Origin of the sequence: Thiohalorhabdus denitrificans, assembly GCF_001399755.1 — a bacterium.
In the GTDB taxonomy this organism is placed as follows: Bacteria; Pseudomonadota; Gammaproteobacteria; order Thiohalorhabdales; family Thiohalorhabdaceae; genus Thiohalorhabdus; species Thiohalorhabdus denitrificans.
In genome coordinates this window covers 54,621-76,776 of sequence record NZ_LJCP01000009.1, presented here as the reverse complement: position 1 = coordinate 76,776, position 22,156 = coordinate 54,621, and the positions used below count along the sequence as shown (strand labels likewise).

The 22,156-nt window shown below is 69.1% G+C and carries 18 protein-coding genes; all 18 read right to left on the bottom strand.

The window, feature by feature from the left end:
* Positions 1–36: 36 nt before the first annotated feature.
* Positions 37–846 (bottom strand): SPOR domain-containing protein, encoded by an 810-nt coding sequence (locus AN478_RS06500; RefSeq protein WP_143004178.1) that lies wholly within the window; start codon positions 844–846, stop codon positions 37–39.
* Complete coding sequence (locus AN478_RS06495; protein WP_074471459.1) at positions 843–2,153, bottom strand: bifunctional folylpolyglutamate synthase/dihydrofolate synthase; 1,311 nt, start codon at positions 2,151–2,153, stop codon at positions 843–845. The genes AN478_RS06500 and AN478_RS06495 overlap by 4 nt, the downstream gene beginning before the upstream one ends.
* 19 nt (positions 2,154–2,172) lie before the next feature.
* Positions 2,173–3,036, bottom strand: coding sequence for an acetyl-CoA carboxylase, carboxyltransferase subunit beta (accD, locus tag AN478_RS06490; protein ID WP_054965808.1), 864 nt, complete (start codon positions 3,034–3,036; stop codon positions 2,173–2,175).
* 158 nt (positions 3,037–3,194) lie between these two features.
* A complete protein-coding gene (trpA, locus tag AN478_RS06485) occupies positions 3,195–4,022 on the bottom strand; it encodes a tryptophan synthase subunit alpha (protein WP_054965807.1) in 828 nt (275 codons plus the stop codon).
* Positions 4,019–5,218 carry a tryptophan synthase subunit beta gene (trpB, locus tag AN478_RS06480; protein ID WP_054965806.1) on the bottom strand — a complete coding sequence of 400 codons (1,200 nt, stop codon included), beginning with the start codon at positions 5,216–5,218 and terminating at the stop codon, positions 4,019–4,021. The genes trpA and trpB overlap by 4 nt, the downstream gene beginning before the upstream one ends.
* Positions 5,202–5,828 carry a phosphoribosylanthranilate isomerase gene (locus AN478_RS06475; RefSeq protein ID WP_054965805.1) on the bottom strand — a complete coding sequence of 209 codons (627 nt, stop codon included), beginning with the start codon at positions 5,826–5,828 and terminating at the stop codon, positions 5,202–5,204. Before AN478_RS06475 ends, trpB begins: the two co-directional genes overlap by 17 nt.
* Before the next feature lie 9 nt (positions 5,829–5,837).
* Positions 5,838–6,641, bottom strand: a complete 804-nt coding sequence (truA, locus tag AN478_RS06470; protein ID WP_054965804.1) for a tRNA pseudouridine(38-40) synthase TruA — start codon at positions 6,639–6,641, stop codon at positions 5,838–5,840.
* Positions 6,642–6,659: 18 nt separating this feature from the next.
* Positions 6,660–7,409: a hypothetical protein gene (locus AN478_RS06465; protein WP_054965803.1), complete on the bottom strand. Its 750-nt coding sequence runs from the start codon at positions 7,407–7,409 to the stop codon at positions 6,660–6,662.
* A gap of 74 nt (positions 7,410–7,483) precedes the next feature.
* Positions 7,484–10,402, bottom strand: coding sequence for a FimV/HubP family polar landmark protein (locus AN478_RS06460; RefSeq protein ID WP_054965802.1), 2,919 nt, complete (start codon positions 10,400–10,402; stop codon positions 7,484–7,486).
* A gap of 545 nt (positions 10,403–10,947) precedes the next feature.
* On the bottom strand, positions 10,948–12,060 hold the full coding sequence (asd, locus tag AN478_RS06455) for an aspartate-semialdehyde dehydrogenase (RefSeq protein WP_054965886.1): 1,113 nt from the start codon (positions 12,058–12,060) through the stop codon (positions 10,948–10,950).
* 197 nt (positions 12,061–12,257) lie between these two features.
* Complete coding sequence (leuB, locus tag AN478_RS06450) at positions 12,258–13,343, bottom strand: 3-isopropylmalate dehydrogenase (RefSeq protein WP_054965801.1); 1,086 nt, start codon at positions 13,341–13,343, stop codon at positions 12,258–12,260.
* A gap of 216 nt (positions 13,344–13,559) precedes the next feature.
* Positions 13,560–14,207, bottom strand: coding sequence for a 3-isopropylmalate dehydratase small subunit (leuD, locus tag AN478_RS06445; protein ID WP_054965800.1), 648 nt, complete (start codon positions 14,205–14,207; stop codon positions 13,560–13,562).
* A gap of 236 nt (positions 14,208–14,443) precedes the next feature.
* A complete protein-coding gene (leuC, locus tag AN478_RS06440; RefSeq protein ID WP_054965799.1) occupies positions 14,444–15,844 on the bottom strand; it encodes a 3-isopropylmalate dehydratase large subunit in 1,401 nt (466 codons plus the stop codon).
* 211 nt (positions 15,845–16,055) lie between these two features.
* Complete coding sequence (locus tag AN478_RS06435) at positions 16,056–17,585, bottom strand: 2-isopropylmalate synthase (RefSeq protein WP_054965798.1); 1,530 nt, start codon at positions 17,583–17,585, stop codon at positions 16,056–16,058.
* Positions 17,586–17,927: 342 nt separating this feature from the next.
* A complete protein-coding gene (gene pssA / locus AN478_RS06430) occupies positions 17,928–18,695 on the bottom strand; it encodes a CDP-diacylglycerol--serine O-phosphatidyltransferase (protein ID WP_054965797.1) in 768 nt (255 codons plus the stop codon).
* An 88-nt stretch (positions 18,696–18,783) separates the two neighbouring features.
* Positions 18,784–19,800, bottom strand: coding sequence for a ketol-acid reductoisomerase (ilvC, locus tag AN478_RS06425; protein WP_054965796.1), 1,017 nt, complete (start codon positions 19,798–19,800; stop codon positions 18,784–18,786).
* 141 nt (positions 19,801–19,941) lie between these two features.
* Positions 19,942–20,430, bottom strand: a complete 489-nt coding sequence (ilvN, locus tag AN478_RS06420; RefSeq protein WP_054965795.1) for an acetolactate synthase small subunit — start codon at positions 20,428–20,430, stop codon at positions 19,942–19,944.
* A 10-nt stretch (positions 20,431–20,440) separates the two neighbouring features.
* Positions 20,441–22,129 carry a biosynthetic-type acetolactate synthase large subunit gene (gene ilvB, locus AN478_RS06415; protein WP_054965794.1) on the bottom strand — a complete coding sequence of 563 codons (1,689 nt, stop codon included), beginning with the start codon at positions 22,127–22,129 and terminating at the stop codon, positions 20,441–20,443.
* Positions 22,130–22,156: the final 27 nt, after the last annotated feature.

Below are 22,156 nucleotides of genomic sequence, written 5' to 3'. Positions count from 1 at the left end.
CGGTCCTTTGCTCGACGGTTTTCGGTGGAAGGAGGTTTACGAGGAGGCCGGGCCTTCCTCGATTTCGATGACGAGGAGGTTCTCGAAGCCCGTCTCCTCCAGGGACGGCACCAAATCCTGGACGGCTTCGCGGCTCTCCCCGCTGCCCACGATCACGCGGTGCCACTGCCGCCCCTTCACCTTCGTGGGTACCACGGACACCTCGTAGCCCTGCTCCTGGAGGCGGTCCCGGAGCCCTTTGGCGTTGCCGGGGTCCTGGAAGGAGCCCACCATCACACCCCAGAACGGGGCATCAGGCATTCCGGGGGCCTGCGCCCCAGCCTCCCCGCCGCTCTCCCTGGCGGCGGTCTGCTCCGCCGGCGGATCGGCCGTTTCTTCGGGCTCCTCCGGCTCGGACGGATCGACGGATTCGGCCTCCGCCTCCTCGGGGGCCTGCACTTGGCTCCGGTCGCCCCCGGAACCTGCCTTCCCCTGGTCCGGCAGGACTTGCTCCGCGGCGGCAGCTGAGGGGTCGTCGGAGGCAGCCTCGCCTCCATCCACCGTGCGCCGCCACCATTTCTCCTGGCCTTCCTCCTCGGCGTCCCCGCCCTCTTCCAGGGGATGGGTTACCGCATCACCTGCAGACGGGCCGGTATCCTCACCGGAACCGGGCGCCTCGCCCCCGTCGGAATCGGTCCCCCCCGGCTGGATCTCCACCACCCGGCCCTGGTTCGTCTGCCCGCCGCCGAACCAGAGGGGCAGGACGACCACCGCCACCACCAATGCGACCACCATGCCGCCGACGACCTTATAGAAACGGGATCCTTTCCCGCCCTCTTCCGAGCCTCGTGCACGCCCTGCGCTCATTGCAGCAACCCCTCCTCCGGGGGCGGCTCCCGCCCTTCCCGGGCGAACGCCTCCTCCAACGCCTCCAGGGCGGCAGCCACCATCAAAAAGCTGCCGAAAACCACGATCCGGTCGCGGCCCGGCCGCGCGTCCCCACGGGCCGCCTCCAGGGCGGCGGCGGGATCCGGGAACGGCCCCCGGCACTCCATGGTTGAGATCGGCGGGGTCCGGGCCAGCTCCTCCCCCGCCATGCCGCGCTCCGCGGGCATATTGCAAGGGTACCACCGGTCGATGACAGCGGCCATGGAGTCCGCCACGCCGCGGGCGTCCTTGTCCTGCATGGCGCCGAACACCGCCAGGGTGCGTCCGGAGGCCGGGTTCCCCTGCAACAGATCGGCGAGCCCCCGGGCGGCGGCCGGATTGTGCGCGACGTCCAGCCAAACGGGAATGGGCCCCGGCACCTGCTGCCCCCTGCCAGGAAGGGCAACCCGCGGCAGGGCGGCCCGCCAATGGACCTCATCAAGGCCGAAGGGCTCGGGAAGGCGGAGGCCGGCGGCCACGGCGGTGGCGGCATTGCGGAGCTGGTACGCCCCGGCCAGACGCGGACCGGGAAGCGGGCCCAGGGTCCGCCCGGACCCGACCCACTGCCACTCGCCCGCCTCTCCGGGGGTGGCCGTGAAGTCCCGGCCCTGGACCCAGAGATCCTCACCGGCGGCCTCCAGCAGGGACCGCGGTGGCCGGGGGTCCCCGCAGACAGCCGGCACACCGGGACGGAAGATTCCCGCCTTCTCGGCGCCGATGGTCTCCCGGTCACCACCAAGGAAGGCCTGATGGTCGAGGTCGATGGAGGTCACCACGCTGAGGAGGGGGTCCCAGAGGTTGACGGCATCCAGGCGCCCTCCCAGCCCAACCTCCAGCACGGCGATGTCCACCACCTCCCGGAAAGCGCTCATGGCGACCAGGGTGGTGAACTCGAAATAGGTAAGGGGGGTATTGCCGCGCGCCGCCTCCACCGCCTCGAAGGCAGAAAGGAGCGTGGCATCGGCGGCGGGTCGGCCCCCGATCCGGATGCGTTCGTTGAAGCGGAAAAAATGGGGCGAGGTGTACGCGCCCACGCGGTGGCCGGCCTCCCGGAGGGCGGCCTCCAGGAAGGCCACCACCGACCCCTTGCCGTTGGTCCCCCCTACCAGCACCACCGGCACGGGCGCCGGGAGCAGGCCCAGCCGCTCCGCCACGGCGCCGACCCGGTCGAGACCAAGGGCGATGTCGGCGGGATGGCCGGCTTCTATCCGCTCCAGCCAGGCCCGGAGCTCCGGGGATTCCGCCACGGTCGGCGCGCTTCCCGCCTCAGCCGGTGGCGGGCAGATGATTGAGGGTGGCCAGGAGGTCGGCGATGGCCTCCCGCATCTCACGGCGGTCGACGATGAAGTCCACCGCGCCGTGGTCCTGGAGGAACTCCGCCTCCTGGAAGCCCTCGGGAAGGGTCTCCTGCACGGTCTGCTGGATCACCCGGGGACCGGCGAAGCCGATCAGGGCCTTGGGCTCGGCCACGATCACGTCCCCAAGCATGGCCAGGCTGGCGGAGACCCCGCCCATGGTGGGATCGGTGAGCACGGAGACAAAGGGCAGCCCCGCGTCGTCCAGCTTGGCCAGGGCGGCGGAGGTCTTGCTCATCTGCATCAGGGAGAAAAGCCCCTCCTGCATGCGCGCCCCGCCGCTGGCGGAGAAGTTCACCAGGGGCACCCGGTCCTCGCGGGCCCGGTCCACCGCCCGCACGAACCGCTCGCCCACCACGGACCCCATGGAGCCGCCCATGAACTGGAAATCGAAGGCGGAGCCCACCACCCCCTGCCCCAGCAGGGTGCCGCGCATCGCCACCAGGGCGTCCTTCTCCCCGGTCTGCTTCTGGGCCTGGGCCAGGCGGTCGCGGTATTTCTTGGAGTCCCGGAAGCGCAGGGGATCGTTGGCGGTCAGCCCGACCCCGATCTCCTCGCGACCGTCCGGATCCAGGAAAAAATCCAGCCGCCGGCGGGCGCTCAGGCGGTGGTGGTGGTCGCATTTCGGGCAGACCTGGTAGGCGCGCTCCAGGTCCTTGCGGTAGAGAATGGCCTGGCAGCTCGGGCACTTGTCCCACAGGCCCTCCGGCGTGGTTCCCCCCTTGCTCTGCTTTTCCTTGATCTTGGGGGGCATGATCTTCTGAAACCAGCTCATGGTACGACCGTCCTTCCCCTTTGGCGGCCACGGCCCGGGCGCGCCTGGCGCACCCGCCGGCTCAATGGGCCGACGATACTTGTGGTGGAGGGCGTTCCGCACCGCCCCACCTGCTGCCTGGTTCGCCGAAGCTCGGTTGCGGGCCCAGCCTCCGGCGCTCAGTTCGAAGCGGTCTGGTGGCGGTCCACCCCGCGGCGGAGGTCGGCCACCTGGGCCGCCAGCGCCTCCCGCAGGGCCCCGGCGTCCGCATGCTCCACGTGCGCCTCCACGGTACGGATCAGGGCGCTTCCCACCACCACCGCGTCGGCCGCCTCGGCCACCGCGGCGGCGGAGTCGGCGTCCCGCACCCCGAAGCCCACCGCCACGGGCAGGTCGGTGCGGGCGCGGATGGGTTCCACGTGCTCCTGCACGGAGGCCACGTCCAGCCCCCCGCCGCCGGTTACGCCGGTCATGGAGACGTAGTAGATGAAGCCCTCGGCCAGCTCCACGGTCTTCGCCAGCCGCTCCTCGGCGGTGGTGGGCGCCACCAGCATGATGGGCGCAACGCCGGCCCCGGGCAGGGGCCGCGTCCACTCAGCGGCCTCCTCCGGCGGCATGTCCACGGTAAGCAGCCCGTCCACCCCCACCTCGGCGGCCCGCTCCGCAAAGGGGGCCGGGCCCATGCGCTCCACCGGGTTGGCGTAGCCCATGAGCACCACAGGGGTATGGGGGTCGTCGGCCCGGAAGGCGCGGACCATCTCCAGGACGTCCTCCAGGCTGACGTCATGGGCCAGCGCCCGCTCGGAGGCGCGCTGGATCACCGGACCGTCCGCCAGCGGGTCGGTGAACGGCACCCCCAGCTCGAGCACGTCCACGCCGGAAGCCACCAGGGTGTGCAGCAGGGGCACGGTCTGCTCGGGAACGGGGTCCCCGGCGGTGAGGAACGTCACCAGCCCCTTGCGGCCTTCCCGGCGCAGCCGGGCGAAGGTGGTATCGATGCGATTCACGACAATTCTTCCGTTTCCGCCACCGTGTGGATGTCCTTGTCGCCCCGTCCGGAGAGGTTCACCAGCACCGCCTGCTCGGGGTCCAGGGTGCGCGCCAGGCGCATCCCGGCGGCCACGGCATGGGAGGACTCCAGGGCGGGCAGGATGCCCTCGGTGGCGGTGAGCTGCTTGAAGGCGGCCAGGGCCTCGTCGTCGTCCACGGTCTCGTAGGCGACCCGCCCCAGGTCCTTGAGGTGGCTGTGCTCGGGCCCCACGCCGGGGTAGTCCAGGCCGGCGGAGATGGAATGGGTGGCCAGGATCTGGCCGTGGTCGTCCTGCATGAGGTAGCTGCGCGAGCCGTGCAGGATCCCGGGGGTGCCGCCGGTCAGGGGCGCGGCGTGGTGGCCGGTGGCCAGGCCGTAGCCGCCGGCTTCCACGCCCACCATGGCCACCTGCTCGTCGTCCAGAAACGGGTAGAACAGGCCCATGGCGTTGCTTCCGCCGCCCACGCAGGCCACCAGGGCATCGGGCAGGCGGCACAGCTTGTCCTGGATCTGCCCCCGGGCCTCGCGGCCGAGCACCGCCTGGAAGTCGCGCACGAGCAGGGGATAGGGATGAGGGCCGGCCACGGTACCGATGACGTAGAAGGTATCGGCGACGTTGGTGACCCAGTCGCGCATAGCCTCGTTCATGGCGTCCTTGAGGGTGCGCGAGCCCGCCTCCACGGCGCGCACCTCCGCCCCCAGCAGCCGCATGCGGTAGACGTTCATGGCCTGGCGCCGCATGTCCTCGGCGCCCATGTAGATCACGCACTCCAGACCGAGGCGGGCGGCCACGGTGGCGGTGGCCACGCCGTGCTGCCCCGCCCCGGTCTCGGCGATGATGCGCTGTTTGCCCATGTGGCGGGCGAGCAGCCCCTGGCCGATGGTGTTATTGATCTTGTGCGCGCCGGTGTGGGTCAGGTCCTCGCGCTTCAGGAAGATCCGCGCACCGCCGGTTTCCCGGGAGAGCCGCTTGGCCTCGTAGATGGGGGTGGGCCGGCCCACATAATCGCGCAGCTCGTCGGCCAGCTCGGCCTGGAACGCGGCATCCTCACGCAGCTCGCTGTAGGCCCGGTCCAGCTCGAGGATGGGCGCCATGAGCGTTTCGGAGACGAAACGCCCCCCGTAGATGCCGAAATGGCCGTTGCTGTCCGGCAAATTATCCTCGGTCCGCATCCCGGACTCCCTGTATGAAGGCCTTCACCCGGGCGGCCGACTTGACCCCCGGTCCCTCCTCGACACCGCTGCTCGCATCCACTGCATAAGGCCCCACGGCCCGAACCGCCTCGCCCACGTTCTCCGCATCCAGCCCACCGGCCAGGACCACCCTGGAAGCGAGATCGGCGGGGATCAGCGCCCAGTTGAAGCTGCGCCCGGTGCCGCCGGCCTGCCCGGGGACGTAGGCGTCCAGCAGCAGGCGATCGGCCCCGTAGCGCGCCGCCGCCGCGGCCAGGTCCGTCTCCGCCCCCACCCGCACCGCCTTGAGGTAGCGTCGGCCGAAGGCGGCGCAGAACTCCGGCGCCTCGCCGCCGTGAAACTGCAGGAGGTCCAGGGGGCAAGCCGCCAGGGTCCGCTCCACCTGCTCGCGGGCGGGATCCACGAACAGGCCCACGGCGGTGACGAAGGGCGGCAGCGCCGCGCAGATCTCCGCCGCCCGCTCCGGGCTCACCGCCCGCGGGCTGTCGGGATGGAACACCAGCCCGATGGCATCGGCGCCCGCCGCTGCGGCCATCCGGCCGTCCTCCGGGCGGGTGATCCCGCAGATCTTGACGCGCGTTCGGGCCACGGCGCTCGCTCAGAAATTCCTCGGTTCGAAGCCGCCCGGCCCCCGTGTCGGCGGCGCCGGCGCCCCCCACTCGGGGGGATAGTGGACGGCGGCGAAATACAGGCCTTCCGGGCGGGCCGTCGGGCCGGCAAGATCCCGGTCGCCCCCTACCAGGACCTCTCCGATCCACGCCGGTTCCCGCCGACCCAGCCCCACTTCGACCAGGGACCCGACCATGATGCGCACCATATTGTACAGGAATGCGTCGGCGCGCACCGCCACCTGGACCTCCTCGCCGAGGGCGCGGACCGCGATGCGCTGTACCTCGCGCACCGGGTGGGCCGCCTGGCAGCCGGAAGCGCGGAAGGCGGAGAAATCGTGCCTCCCCTCCAGGTGGCGCGCCCCCGCGGCCATGGCCTCGACGTCCAGCGGGCCGCGCACCCAGGTTACCCGGCCGTGCTCCAGGCCCGGGCGGGCCGGCCGGGCGAGCAGCCGGTACAGATAGGTACGGGCAGTGGCCTTGCGCCGGGCGTCGAACTCGGCCTCCACGGGCGCCGCCTCCACCACCGCCGCCCCTGGCGGCAGGTGGGCGTTGGCCCCCTGCACCCAGGCCCGGGGCGGCCGCTCCACCGGTGGATCAAAGTGGGCGACCATGCCCAGGGCGTGCACGCCGGAATCCGTCCGCCCGGCGGCGACGGTACGCAAGGGCCCATCGGCTACCCGCGACAGGGCCGACTCCAGGGTCTCCTGGACGCTGACGGCATTGGCCTGACGCTGCCAGCCGTGGAAGCGGGCCCCGTCGAACTCCAGCAGAAGGGCGATGCGCCGTGGCATTCGGTCTCCCCGTTCCGGTCAGAGCGCCGCCATCAGTAGGCCCCAAGTCCCGGCGGCGACCATCAGGCCCCAATCGTACCGGTCCGGGGCGCCGGGGGGACGAACGCCGCCGGCCCGGCGCAGGTACAGGGCCTCCGCGTTGCGGTCGGCGGCCTCGCGGGCGCGCCGTAGAACCACCCGGGCCGCAGCCGCCTCCTGGCCGAGCCTGGCGGCCAGGCCCCGGCCGGAGGGGCGGCGCAGCCGCAGGACCTGACGCACCGCGCCCGTTTCCCGCCGCACAGGCTCCACCCGCTCCACCGTCCAGGCCAGCAGCCGGCCGAACCGCTCCACCGGCACCCCCAGGTGCCCCAGGGGCCGGAGGACCCAGGCCACCCCACCGGCAAGCTCGGGAACCGGGGTGGTCCGGACTAGGGCGGCCACCATGGCCGCCATCAATCCCACCACCCCCACCAGCCGCACCCCTTCCACCAACCCCGCCCGGCTGGGGGACCATGCGCCCAGCTCGGTAAAGAGCGGGACGCCGGGCGAGAACCAGCCGTGCAGGATCAGGATGAAGAGGAAGACCACCCGGAGCCGCCGCAGCAGGAGGAGGAAAGCCCCTCCGGCACCGGGAGAGCGGAGCAGGGCCAGGGCCACGGGCAACGCCGTAGCCAGCACCTCGGCCAGGCCCCCGCCCAGGGTCAGCCCGAGGGCCAGCAGGAGGACGGCCAGGACTTTGCCGCCCGCATGCAGGCCCTCGTTGCCGTTGGCGGCGCCACGATCACCCATGACGCACCACCCCCCTCACCCAAAAAAGCGGCGCCCCGCCGGAACGGGGCGCCGCTGGCAGGGTTCGGTCGACCTCAGGACAAGGAGGCCAGGAGCTGGCGCGCACGCTCCTGCTGCTCCGTCTCCCCCTGGGATTCCACCTCCTGGAGCAGGCCCCGGGCCGACTCGGGGTCGCCCATATCGATCCACGCGCGGGCGAGGTCCAGCTTGATATCGAGCTCATTGTCATCCGGCTCCCCGCCTTCGCCGGGAACGGGACCGCTTCCGCCGGCCTCGTTGCCGCCGGAGGCATCGAGATCCAGCCAGGACTCGTCCTGAGCCCCGCCGGACGGCCCTTCCCCGGACAGATCGGACAGCGAAAGGTCCAGGTCATCCGCGCCGTCATTGGGCGCGGTGGCCTCCGGGGCCGAGGGGGAAGGGGCAGGGCCTTCCTCTTCAAGCGACCCGAGGTCGAATTCGAGGCCGTCATCCGCGACCTCGGGTCCGTTCCCGGTCGAGCCCTCCGGGGCGGCCCATTCCAGATCCTCTTCCCCGGCCGACCCGGAATCCTCGCTGCCGGCGTCAAGGCCGAGATCGAATTCCAGCTCGTTGCCGCCATCATCCGCTGCCCCGGAGCCCACCCGCGAAGGTGTGGGCTCCGAAGAGTCCACCGGGGCCGACGCCCCGGAGAGGTCGGCGGTAAGCTCGTCCGACCCGCCCCCGGTGTCCATATTCAGGGCCAGATCGGCATGCTCCCCGGCCTCCCCGGTACCCGATTCGTGACCGTTGGAGGCGGAGGAGGGCTCCGTAGCGTCCCCATCCAGGGACAGACTCAGGTCCTCCTCCAGAGAGGTGCCCGCCGCTTCGGCGGAAGCCACCCCCGTGGTCCCTTTATCCGGGGCGGGAACCGGCTCCTCCTCGGCCTGGGGCTCGTCCCCAAAGCTGAAGACCAAGTCATCTTCCGGCTCCGGCTCCCCCATCGCCGCAGCGGCATTCCCGCCGGACTCCGGTTCAGTTGTCGGCGCGGGGGAAGGCGGCGCAGACTCGTTCGCGGCCCCCGCCTCCGAGGACAAACCCAAATCGAAGTCGTCCATGTCGAAGGAAGGGCCTTCGTCGCCCTTCGCCGCGCCGCCTGCCTCCGACCCTGCGACCGGAGTGGAATGGCCCAGGCCGGCGAACAGGGTGCTCTCGGGCTTGAGCTGCCGACCACGCCAGCGGATCTCCTCCTGCCAATCCGGATGGGAATCCCCCAGCTGGGAGAAGAGGCGGCGGGCCACCTCCTCGAACTGGTCTCCGTCCCATTCCTCTTCGTAAAGGTCCAGGAGGCGCCCGTACAGGGCCCAGTTCTGGGGCTCCAGGGCCAGCGCCTGCCAGAGGGTGGAACGGGCCTGTTTGAGCTCCCCCGCTGCCGCCTGGGCGTTGGCCCGGGTCAAGGGATCGAGGTCCTCCATGGCCCCGTCGGACCCATCCAGCCCCCCATCCCCGGAGGGCGGAGGGGTGCCCCTTGGCCCTCCGCTCACCTTCCGCCATAGGGCTAGGATGGCGAGGAGCATGAGCAGATTCACCCCGGCCAGCCCCCAGAGGGTGTACCGGTCACGACTCGGCATACCGCCATCGTCCGCCGGGCGAGTGGCCATGGCGGACATGGTCTCGCTCTGCTTGTCGATCAGGGCGCTCTGCTGGTCCAGGCGCTCGTTCAGGGAGGTAAGACGGTCCTCCAAGGAGCCGATGGTGGTCTGCATGGAGCTGCGCCGGTCCTCCAGGGAACCGCGCAGCTCCTCCAGGTCGGCCTGCACCTCCTCGGCCACCGCCAGCCCGGGCTGCTCGCCCGCGGCCCCTTCCCCGGCAATATCCTTGCCGGCCTCTACGGCGGCCTCCTGGAGGCTGCCCCCGTCCCGGGAATCCCCGGCGACGGGCTCGGACTCCGAGGGATCCTCTGCTTCCCCCGGAGACTCCGCCTGTTCGGGGTCTTCCCCTTTCGCAGGGCCCTCGGAGTCCTCCCCCTTCTCGGGCGGCTCAGCCTGTTCGGGCTCTTCTTCCCCCTTTCCCTCTTCCGGCTTCTTTTCCTCCTCGGGGTCATCCCCCGACTCGGAGGAATCGGGTTCCGTGGAGGCGGTGGGCGCTCCATTATCGTCCCGGTCCAGCCCCACCTTGAGGTGGTAGCGCTCATGGCCGGGGTTGGGATCGGCACCCGGCTGCCCCCGTTCTTCCCACTCGCGGCGCTGCTCGGCGATCAGGCTCTCCGCCTCCTCCACGGAGATGCGGCGGATGCGTTCCTCTCCGGGGAGGTCCAGAACCGCCCCCCGCCGGAGCAGGTTCATGTTGCCGTCCACGAAGGCCTCGGGATTATCCTTCCAGACCGCTACGAGCGCCGACTCCATGGGCACCGAGGCGTCCTGACGGACCCGTTGAACGACGGTGGCCAGGGTGTCCCCGGGACGCACCGGACCGTAGCGGTCGCGCTTGGCCCACCCCTCAGTCACCTCCACCGCGGGGCGCTCAACGGCCGGCTCCCCACCGCGGGGGGCGGAGACTTCCCGTGCCGCCGAAGCGGTGGCGGGGCGAGGCTTCGTACCAGCGCCCCCTGAGGATCCCGAGCCAGCGGATTGGGAGGCGGAGGCCTTCGCCTCGGGCGGGGCCGCCCGGGCCGGGTCCAGGGCCACGGTGAACATCTTCAGGACTTGGTTGTCCCCGTCACCAATCCGGACCATGACCTCGAAAAGGGGGGCATGGAGGGGCTCAGAGCTGAGCAGGACGATCCGCGGAGGCTCCCCGCCCAACAGGCGCACCTCCAGCTGCCGGACGATCGGCGCCGGGGTTTGGCCCACCATCCGGTAATCTTCGGCGGACGCCAGGGCCACTTCCAAAGAGGTAGCGGACTCCTGACCGCTCAGGTGGACGGGCGCTTCCGCGTGCAAGGGACTGCCGAGCCTCGATTCGACCTCGAGCTTTCCCAGCCCGAGACCCACCGCCGTTTCGGACACGGCCACCAGCCCCAGGAAAAGGCCGGCCAAGGGGCCGGCCTTCCCGGCGGCTGACACACGGGCCCGAGATGGGCTGCGCAGGCGCCCTGTCTGGGCGGATTTCGGCATGAAGGGTCTCCTGTTCGGGCCTGACGGGGCCTTTTTTACCGCAAACCCTCCCTTACGAGCAACTCGACGATTGGGATTATGTGGAATGCAGCCCCTTTTTCAATGCAGCTAGCAACAAACCAAAGATTTCCCGATTTGTCGAGGACAGTCGTCCGTCCCCGATGGGCAACAGCCAGCCCGTCCGGGATGCCGCGTCATCCTTTCGGCCCTCGCCTCCAGTCCGACTTGAATGGGGCCCGGAACCGGTAGAAAACGGCCCGAGCGCCAGGCGCACTGGATAAGAGCTGGGGTTTTGGAAACCGGGGAAACCTGCTCCGGTTTCCAGGAAAATTTACCTAACAAGGTTTTGTTAGGACCAAGCTCTGGGAAAAAAGCAGCCGCCCAGCAGCGCCGGTTCCGATAACAAAACGCCCCCGGGCCGTCGCCCGGGGGTCGTCAGTCCGGCCCGGATCGGGGACCGGGAGCCGCTAGGAGTGGGTGAGGATCCCCAGCATGCGCCGCACCGGCTCGGCGGCGCCCCACAGGAGCTGGTCGCCCACGGAGAAGGCGTTCAGGTACTCGCCGCCCATGCGCATCTTGCGCAGGCGCCCCACGGGGACCTCGAGGGTCCCGGTCACCGCCGCGGGCGTCAGGTCTTCCATGCTGGGATCCTTCTCGTTGGGCACCACCCGCACCCAGTCGTTGGCGGAGCCGATGATGCCCTCCACCTCGTCGGTGGGCACGTCGCGGGTGAGCTTAATCGTGAAGGCCTGGGCGTGAGAGCGCATGGCGCCGATGCGCACGCAGGTGCCGTCGATGGGCACCGGGGCCCCCTGACGGCCGAGGATCTTGTTGGTCTCCTCGGAGCCCTTCCACTCCTCCTTGCTCTGGCCGTTGTCCATGGGCTTGTCGATCCAGGGAATGAGACTGCCGGCCAGGGGCACCCCGAAGTTGTCATCGGGGAAGTCCCCGGTGCGCATGCGCTCGGTCACCGCTCGGTCGATCTCCAGGATGCCCGCGGCGGGGTCGTCCAGCCGGGCCCCGGCGGCGTCGCGCAGGGCGCCCATCTGGGTAATGAGCTCGCGCATGTGCTTGGCCCCCGAGCCGGAGGCGGCCTGGTAGGTCATGGACGTCATCCACTCCACCAGCCCCTCGCGGAAAAGCCCGCCCAGGGCCATGAGCATGAGGCTCACCGTGCAGTTCCCGCCGACGAAGGTCCGGGTGCCCTGCTCCAGGGCGGCGTCGATGCGGTCGCGGTTCACCGGGTCGAGGATGATGACGCTGTCGTCGGCCATGCGCAGGGTGGAGGCGGCGTCGATCCAGTACCCGTCCCAGCCGGATTCGCGCAGGGCCCCGTACACCTCCTCGGTGTAGTCGCCGCCCTGGGTGGTGACCACCGCGTCCATTTCGCGCAGGGCGTCGAGGTCTGTGGCGTCCTGCACCGCCGGCACTTCCACGCCCACGTCGGGCCCCGGCTGGCCGGCCTGGGAAGTGGAGAAGAACACCGGCTCGATGCCGGTGAAATCGCCCTCCTCCCGCATGCGCTGCATGAGCACGGAGCCCACCATGCCCCGCCAGCCCACGAATCCGATCCGCTTCACACTGCCTGCCGCCATTGCGTCCGTACCTATAATTGATTGCCCACTGTCTGGCCTGCTGGGGCCGCGCCGCAAAATTCCCGGAAATTCAACCTCCGGACCCCGCTGGTAGGAGCCCACTTCGGTGGGCGATCCCTGGCCGGGTCCCGGGGCTTCCTTCGCCTAATCGCCCGCTAAAGCGGGCTCCTTCAGGTAGCTGCCTAGCCGCGCAGCGCCGCCACCACCGCGTCGCCCATCTCGGCGGTGCCGATGGCCCGCTCGCCCTCGCCCGCAATATCCGGGGTGCGCAGCCCGTCAGCGAGGACTTGCCCCACGGCCCGCTCAATCCGGTCGGCCAGCTCGATCTCATCCAGGCTGTAGCGGAGCATCATGGCCGTCGACAGGATGGTGGCCAGCGGATTGGCCTTGCCAATGCCGGCGATATCTGGGGCGGACCCGTGGATGGGCTCGTACATGCCGGCGCCCTCGGCGCTCAGGGAGGCGCTCGGCAGCAGCCCGATGGAGCCGGTGAGCATGCTGGCCTCATCGGAGAGGATGTCGCCGAACATATTGGTGGTTACCATGACATCGAACTGCTTGGGGTCCCGGACGAGCTGCATGGCCGCGTTATCCACGTACATATGAGACAGCTCCACGTCCGGGAATTCCCGCTGCCCCACGTGGCTGACCACGTCCCGCCACAGCTGGCTAACCTCGAGCACATTGGCCTTGTCGACGCTGCATACCCGCCCCGAGCGCTTGCGGGCGATTTCGAAGGCCACCCGGGCGATGCGCTCGATCTCGTCGCTGGTATAGACGAGGGAGTTCAGGCCCTTGCGGCGGCCATCGGGGAGCTCTTCCACCCCGCGGGGTTCGCCGAAGTAGATGCCGCTGGTGAGCTCGCGCACCACCATGATATCGATGCCCTCCGCCACCTCGGGGCGCAGGGCAGAGGCGTCCACCAGCTCGGGGAATACCTTGGCCGGGCGCAGGTTGGCGAACAGGTCCAGCTCCTTGCGCAGGCCAAGCAGGGCCACCCGCTCAGGGCGCAGGGTGTAGTCCAGGTTATCCCATTGCGGGCCGCCCACAGCGCCCAACAGAACCGCATCGGCGCTCTTGGCCAGCTCCAGAGTGGTGTCGGGCAGGGGGTGGCCGGTCTGATCGTAGGCGGTGCCGCCCACGGGGGCCTCCTCCCAGGCCACGTCCAGGCCGAAGTCGGCGCGCAGCACCTCCAGAACCTTGCAGGCCTCGCGGACGATGTCAGGGCCGATGCCATCACCCGGCAGTACGGCGAGCTTGTGCGTCATGGGGTTCCTTTCCTTATACGATTCTTCCAACCGCGGAGACGCAGAGGGCACGGAGAAGGCATACCATTGAACGGAAGCCGGTCTCCCGTGGGAGCGGTGCGGGCCGTCGGACCAAGGTCGCGCCGGGGACGCCGCTCCTGCTACGGGCAACCATCAAGGCGTTTTTGGTCGTTCTCTGCGGCCTTTGCGTCTCTGCGGTTCTACCCGCGGTCCGCCCTACCCTTGTGCCTCGAACACCCAAGGAGCCCGCTTGCGGTATTCCGCCTCGAAGGCGGCAATGGCGGCGTCGCGCTCCAGGGTGAGGCCGATCTCGTCGAGGCCATTGAGGAGCATGTGCTTCTTGTGCTCGTCCACCTCGAAGGGGACCCGCTCCCCCGAGGGGGTGGTGACGGTCTGGGCCTCCAGGTCCACGTCCAGCTCATAGCCGGGCTGCGCCTCCACCTCCTTGAACAGGCGGTCCACCGTATCGGCTTCCAGGGTGATGGTGAGGATGCCGTTCTTGGTGCAGTTGTTGGCGAAGATGTCGGCGAAGCTCGGCGCGATGATGACGCGGAAGCCATAGTCCGCCAGGGCCCAGGGGGCGTGCTCGCGGGAGCTGCCGCAGCCGAAGTTCTCCCGCGCCAGGAGCACGGTGGCGCCGCGGTAGCGGTCCTGGTTGAGGAGGAAATCGGGATTTTCCGGGCGGGCGCTATTGTCCTTGCCAGGCTCGCCCTCGTCCAGGTAGCGCCACTCGTCGAACAGGTTCACGCCGAATCCGGTGCGCTCGATGGACTTCAGGAACTGCTTGGGGATGATGGCGTCGGTGTCCACGTTGGCGCGGTCGAGCGGCGCCACCAGGCCCCTCATGCGGGTAAACGGTTCCACAGTCGTACTCCCTTTGACGGCAGGTTGCCCGCAGAGACGCGGGGAACCCAGAGGACGAACAAAACGAGCCTGGCTTGAGGGACCGTTGTAGAAGCGGCGTCCACGCCACGACCTTGACCAATCAGGCTTCGTAGGTCGCGGTTCAGCCTCGCCTACAAAAGGCTCGGCCCACCTTGCTTGTCTGCCTTCTCTGCGTCCTTTGCGTCTCTGCGGATCAAATCCCCTTTAAAACCGGCTCAGACCTCGCGCACGTCCTCGAAATGCCCCGCGATGGCGGCGGCGGCCGCCATGGCCGGGCTCACCAGATGGGTGCGCCCGCCCCGGCCCTGCCGGCCCTCGAAGTTGCGGTTGGAGGTGGAAGCGCAGCGCTCGCCGGGGGCAAGCCGGTCTTCGTTCATGGCCAGGCACATGGAGCAGCCGGGCTCGCGCCATTCGAAGCCGGCCTCGGTGAACACTTTGTCCAACCCTTCCTTCTCGGCCTGCTCCTTCACCAGGCCGGAGCCGGGCACCACCATGGCCTCCACGCCCTCGGCCACCCGCTTGCCGTCCACCACCGCTGCGGCGGCGCGCAGGTCCTCGATGCGGGCGTTGGTGCAGGAACCGATGAACACCTTGTCCAGGGGAATCTCCCGCATGGGGGTATTGGGCTCCAGGCCCATGTAGGCCAGGGCGTTCTCCATGGCGGAACGCTTCACCGGATCGGCCTCCTGCGCCGGGTCCGGAACCCGGCCGCTCACCGGCACGGTCATCTCCGGCGAGGTGCCCCAGGTCACCTCGGGGATGAGCTCGCCGGCGTCGAGGCTCACCTCGGCGTCGAAGACGGCGTCCGCATCGGAGACCATGGTCCGCCAGTAGGCCTCGGCGGCCTCCCAGGCCTCGCCCTCCGGCGCGTAGGCCCGGCCGCGGAAGTAGTCGATGGTCTTGTCGTCCACCGCCACCATGCCGGCCCGGGCGCCCGCCTCGATGGCCATGTTGCAGACGGTCATGCGCCCCTCCACGGAGAGGTCGCGGAAGGCCTGGCCGGCGAATTCGATGGCGTAGCCGGTGCCGCCGGCGGTGCCGATCCGGCCGATGATGGCCAGGATTACGTCCTTGGCCGTAACTCCCGTGGGCAGCGGCCCGTCCACCGTCACCCGCATGGACTTGGGCTTGCGCTGCGGCAGGGTCTGGGTGGCCAGCACGTGCTCCACCTCGGAGGTGCCGATGCCGAAGGCCAGACAGCCGAAGGCGCCGTGGGTGGAGGTGTGGCTGTCGCCGCAGACCACGGTCATGCCCGGCAGGACGATGCCCTCCTCCGGCCCCACCACGTGGACGATGCCCTGGCGCGGGTCGTCCATCTTGAACTCGGTGACACCGAATTCCGCGCAGTTGCGGTCCAGGGCCGCCACCTGCTTGGCGGAGACCGGATCGCTGATGCCCTGGGAGCGATCCGTGGTGGGCACGTTGTGGTCGGGCACCGCGTAGGTGAGCTCGGGACGCCGCACCGTGCGCCCGGCCAGGCGCAGGCCCTCGAAGGCCTGCGGGCTGGTCACCTCGTGCACCAGGTGGCGGTCGATGTAGAGCAGGGAGACGCCGTTGTCATCGGTCTCCACCACGTGGGCGTCCCAGAGCTTGTCGAGAAGGGTCTTTCCGGACATTGCGTTTTCCGTTGTCTTGCTACTCAAGAGCCGCCGGCAGCGAGCCGGGCTACCGGCGCCAAATTAGGTACCGCAGAATACGCAGAGGGCACGAAGAAAATGGAAGCGCTTACCCATTGTTTGCGGTTTTCTGCGACCTCCGCGCCCTCTGCGGTCCAATTTTCCGCTCGCCCCGGAGTCTGCGCCCGGCCTGCCGGGCACCAGACACTCCTCAGAGCTGCGGATGCTTGGCCGGCGGCTCGCCCATCAGCTTGTTCAGCGCATGCACGTAGGCCTTGACGGAGGCGGTGACGATGTCGGTGTCCGCCCCCTGGCCGTTGACGATGCGGCCGCCGCGCTCCAGGCGCACCGTCACCTCGCCCTGGGCATCGGTGCCGCCGGTGATGGCGTTCACCGAGTAGAGCTTGAGCTCCGCATCCACCTCGGTAATGGCCTCCACCGCCTTGAAGGCGGCGTCCACCGGGCCGTCCCCGCCGGCGGTGGCCGAGCGCTCAGCGCCGTCCACCTCCAGGGTCAGATCCGCCTCCGGCGCCTGCCCCGTGTCGGAGCAGACGTGGAGCCGGGCCACCTTGTAGCGCTCGGCGATCCGGGTCACCTCGTCGTTCACCAGGGCCAGGAGGTCCTCGTCGAAGATCTCCCGCTTGCGGTCGGCGAGGGCCTTGAAGCGCTCGAAGGTGGCCTCGAACTGCTGCTCGTCCAGGTGGACGCCCAGCTCCTGGAGCCGGGTGCGGAAGGCATTGCGCCCGGAGAGCTTGCCCAGGACCATGCGGTTGCGGGACCAGCCCACGCTCTCGGCGGTCATGATCTCGTAGGTCTCGCGCTCCTTGAGCACGCCGTCCTGGTGGATGCCCGACTCGTGGGCGAAGGCGTTGGCGCCGACGATGGCCTTGTTGTTCTGCACGGCGAAGCCGGAGACGGTGGCCACCAGGCGGCTGGTGGGCACGATCTCGGTGGTCTCGATGCGGGTGTCCACGCCGAAGTGGTCGGCCCGGGTGCGCAGGGCCATGACCACCTCCTCCATGGCGGCGTTGCCGGCACGCTCGCCCAGGCCGTTCACCGTGCACTCCACCTGCCGGGCGCCGTTCTCCACCGCCGCCAGGGAGTTGGACACGGCCAGGCCGAGGTCGTTGTGGCAGTGCACCGAGAAGGTGGCCCGGTCGCTGTTGGGCACCCGCTCGCGCAGCATGCGGATGCGGTCGCCGAACTCCTGCGGAATGGCGTAGCCCACCGTGTCCGGGATGTTGATGGTGGTGGCGCCGGCGTCAATGGCCGCTTCCACCATCCGGCACAGGAAATCGGAATCGGTGCGCCCGGCGTCCTCGGCGGAGAACTCCACGTTATCCGTGTAGCGGCGGGCCCGCTTCACCGCGGCCACCGCGATATCCTGCACCTCGTCCCGGCTCATCTTGAGCTTGGCGCGCAGATGGATATCGCTGGTGGCGATGAAGGTGTGGATGCGCGGATCGGAGGCCCCGGCCAGCGCCTCCCCCGCGCCGTCGATGTCCGCCTCGCGCGCCCGGGCCAGGCCGCAGATCTGGGAATCGCGGATCTCGTCGGCGATGGCCTTCACGGAGGCGAAATCGCCCTTGGAGGCGGACGGGAAGCCGGCCTCGATCACGTCCACCCGCAGCCGTTCCAGGGCACGGGCGATCTGCATCTTCTCGTCGGCGTTCATGGAGGCGCCGGGGCTCTGCTCCCCGTCGCGCAGGGTGGTATCGAAAATCAGTACTCGGTCGGCCATGGGGCAGTCTCCGCTCGTCCAACCGGCCTCAACGGAAGGCTACGGGCAAATTGGGAAACGGCGCGAATCAACGGCGTAGGCGGTGCGCGCTACTTCGAGGGCGGCGCACCCGGCCGGATTCCGCGAAATGGGGATCGGGGGTGCGGTCAGCCGCGTAGGAGGCGTAGCCGCCGCAGGGGCAGGAGGTGGGATAGGCGCAGGAAGGACATCGCGACAGCAGCACGTACGGGACCGCAGCCGCCATGAGGGGCGGCCCGGAACCGGGGGGATGCGGCGCCTTGAATCGCTGACACTCCCATTGGTGCAAATCCCCTGGGCATGAATTTTCGCCAGTTATAGAACTTATTGCTCCCGACCGGGGCTGTCAACCTCGCCCCGCTTCCGGCGCTGCGAACGCTTGCGTCGGAGCTGGCGCATGGTATCCACCGGCCCGGCCAGGGCGTAGAGGAAAAAGAAGCCGAACAGCACCAGCGGCGGATGGATGGCCACCAGGATCAGCGCCCCCACGATCAGAACCGCCGCGAAGAACGGTACCCGGTGCCGGAGATCGGCGTCCTTGAAGCTGCGGAAACGGATATTGCTCACCATGAGCAATGCCAATGCATAGACCCCGAACAGGGAGGCCAGGTTCACCCAGACCCCGGTTACGGGTGTCTGCGCCACGAACAGCACCCAGGTGGCCAGGGTGGCCGCGGCCGCGGGGGCCGGAAGGCCCTGGAAGTAGCGCTTGTCCTTGACCGCGCTCTGGGTGTTGAAGCGGGCCAGGCGCAGCCCGGCACAGGCGGTGAACAGGAAGCCACCGAGCCAGCCGATGTTGCCGAAGGGCCCCAGGGCCCACTGGTGCACCAGCACCGCCGGGGCCAGGCCGAAGGCGATGACGTCGGAAATACTGTCGTACTCGGCGCCAAAATCCGTCTCGGCGTTGATCAGTCGGGCCACCCGGCCGTCCAGGCCATCGAACACCAGTGCCACCAGAATCGCCACCGAGGCCAGGACGTAGGCCCCCTCCACGGATTTGATCAGGGCGAAGAAGCCGCTAAACATGGCCGCCGTGGTGAGCAGATTGGGCAGCACGAACACCCCCTTGCGGGGGTTGGCGCGGGTTCTCATTCCTCCGTTTCCTCGCAAAAGCCGGGCCGCGCCCCGCCGCGGAGGCGGCGGAACGGGCCCGGATCCGTTGCAGTGCTTGCCGCGGGACTCAGTTCTTATCCCGGTCCACCAGCTTGCCGGCGCTCATGAACTTCATCTGCGAGCGCAGGCGCTCGCCCACCTCCTCGATGGGATGCTCCCGCGCCAAGCGTCGGGCGGACTGCAGCCGAGGGGTACCGGCCTGGTTCTCCAGGATGTACTCCTTGGCGAAGCTGCCGTCCTGGATCTCGCCGAGGACCTTGCGCATCTCCTCCTTGACGTCCTCGTTGATGAGGCGCCGTCCGCGGGAGAAGTCGCCGTATTCCGCGGTGTTGGAGATGGAGTAGCGCATGTTGGCGATGCCGCCCTCGTAAAGCAGGTCCACGATGAGCTTCATCTCGTGCAGGCACTCGAAGTAGGCCATCTCCGGGGCGTAGCCCGCCTCGGTGAGGGTCTCGAAGCCGGACTGGATCAGCGCCGACAGGCCGCCGCACAGCACCGCCTGCTCGCCGAACAGGTCGGTCTCGGTCTCCTCGCGGAAGGTGGTCTCGATGACGCCGGCGCGGGTGCCGCCGTTGGCGCGGGCGTAGGAAAGCGCGATGTCCTGGGCCTTGCCGGTGGCGTCCTGCTCGATGGCGATCAGGCTGGGCACGCCGCTGCCCTGCTCGAAGGTGGCGCGCACGGTGTGGCCGGGGCCCTTGGGGGCCACCATGAACACGTCCAGATCCTTGCGGGGGATCACCTGACCGTAGTTGATGTTGAAGCCATGGGCGAAGGCGAGCCCGGCGCCCTCCTTCAGGTTGGGCTCGATCTGGCCGTAGTAGAGCTCCTTCTGGTGCTCGTCGGGGGCCAGCACCATGACCACGTCGGCCTTGGCCACGGCGTCCTCCACGCTGGCCACCTTCAGGCCGGCGTTCTCCGCCTTGGCCCAGGAGCCGGAGCCCTCCCGCAGGCCCACGGTCACGGAGACCCCGGAATCCTTCAGGTTGTTGGCGTGGGCGTGGCCCTGGGAGCCGTAGCCGATGATGGCCACCTCCTTGCCCTGGATCAGAGAGAGGTCGGCGTCCTGATCGTAGTAAACCTTCATGGCACTCGCGTCCTTTCCTAGACCTGACCACATGCGTTGGATTACGGATGGGGATTCGGTATCCGGTGCGAAGGCTTTCGGCACCGAATGCGACGGGGGTGCGAACCTCGCACCCCCGTCAGGAGCCCGCTGGAGGGCGGCTCACATGCCGCGGGCACCGCGTCCGATGGCGATGGCCCCGGTTCGCACCACCTCCACGACCCGGGAAGGCTCGAACAGCTCCACCATGGACTGCACCTTCTGGCCGTCGCCGGTCACCTCGAGGGTGTAGGAGGTGTCGGTGATGTCGATGATGCGGCTGCGGTAGATGTCGGCGATGCGCTTCACCTCGGCGCGCTCGTCGCCCGACTCGGCCTGCACCTTGAGCAGCACCATCTCCCGCTCCACGTGGGCGCCCTCGGTGAGATCGGTGACCTTGATCACCTCCACGAGCTTGCGGAGCTGCTTGATGATCTGCTCGAGGATCTGGTCGTCGCCCCAGGTGACGATGGTCATCCGGGAGACCCCCTCGTCGTCGGTGGGGGCCACCGACAGACCCTCGATATTGTAGCCCCGGGCGGAGAACAGGCCGGCCACCCGGGACAGGGCCCCGGCCTCGTTCTCCAGCAGTACGGATATCACGCGTCGCATGGGGCGCCCCTCACACCAGGACCATTTCGTCCAGGCCGGCACCGGCCGGGACCATGGGATAGACGTTCTCGGCCGGGTCGGTGACGAAGTCCAGGAACACCAGCCGGTCCGTGCTCAGGGCCTCGCGGAGCATCCCCTCCACGTCCCCGGGCTTGTCGGTGCGCAGGCCCACGTGGCCGTAGGACTCGGCCAGGGCCACGAAGTCCGGCAGGGCGTCCACGTAGGACTCGGCGTAGCGGCTCTCGTAGAACAGCTCCTGCCACTGGCGCACCATGCCCAGGTAGCCGTTGTTCAGGTTGATCACCTTGACGGGCAGCCGGTACTGCTTGGCGGTGGACAGCTCCTGAATGTTCATCTGGATGCTGCCCTCCCCGGTAACGCAGGCCACCGCCGCGTCCGGGTAGGCCATCTGCGCGCCGAGGGCCGCGGGCAGGCCGTAGCCCATGGTGCCCAGGCCACCGGAGTTGAGCCACTGGCGAGGGCGCTTGAAGTGGTAGAACTGCGCCGCCCACATCTGGTGCTGGCCCACGTCGGAGGTGATGATGGCGTTGCCCTCGCTCACCTCGTAGAGCTTCTCCAGCACGAACTGCGGCTTGATCAGGCCGCTGTCGCGGTCGTACTTCAGGCAATCGCGGCCGCGCCACTCGTTGATCTGATCCCACCAGGGCTGCAGGCGCCCCGTTTCCCCGGGGCCCTCCCGGTCCACGATCTGGTTCATCTCCTCCAGGACGGATTGCACATGCCCGACGATGGGCACGTCCACCTCCACGTTCTTGGAGATGCTCGCGGGGTCGATGTCCACGTGGACGATCTTGGCGTGCGGGGCGAAGCGCTCGATCTTGCCGGTGACCCGGTCGTCGAACCGGGCGCCGATGGCCACCAGCACGTCGCAGTGGGTGATGGCCATGTTGGCCTCGTAGGTGCCGTGCATGCCGAGCATGCCCACGAACTGCGGATCGTCGCCGGGGTAGCCGCCCAACCCCATCAGGGTGTTGGTGATGGGAAAGTTGAGCTTGCGCACCAGTTGGGTCAGTTCCTCGGCGGCGTCACCGAGCACCACGCCGCCCCCGGTATAGACCATGGGGCGCTCGGCGTTGCGCATAAGCTCCACGGCCTTCTTGATCTGCCCGGAGTGCCCCTTGATGGTGGGGTTATAGGAGCGCATATGCACTTCCTGGGGATACTCGAACTCGTACTCCGTGGCGGTGACATCCTTGGGGATATCCACCACCACGGGCCCCGGGCGCCCCGTGGAGGCGATGTAGAAGGCCTTCTTGATGGTGGAGGCCAGCTCGCTGACGTCCTTCACCAGGAAATTGTGCTTGGTGCACGGCCGGGTAATGCCGACGGTATCCGCCTCCTGGAAGGCGTCGTTGCCGATCATGGCGGTGGGCACCTGGCCGGTGATAACCACCATAGGCACCGAATCCATGTGCGCGGTGGCCAGGCCGGTAACGGCGTTGGTAGCCCCGGGCCCGGAGGTCACCAGGCCCACGCCCACCTTGCCGGTGGCCTGGGAATAGCCCTCGGCCGCATGGATGGCGGCCTGCTCGTGGCGAACCAATACATGGCGCACGCGGTCCTGCTTGAACAGGGCATCGTATACGTGGAGCACGGCCCCTCCGGGGTACCCGAAGACCGTATCCACTCCCTCTTCCTGCAAGCATCGGACGACGATATCTGCGCCAGTGAGCTTCAAGGCTCGCTCCTGTATATAGGCTTGAGG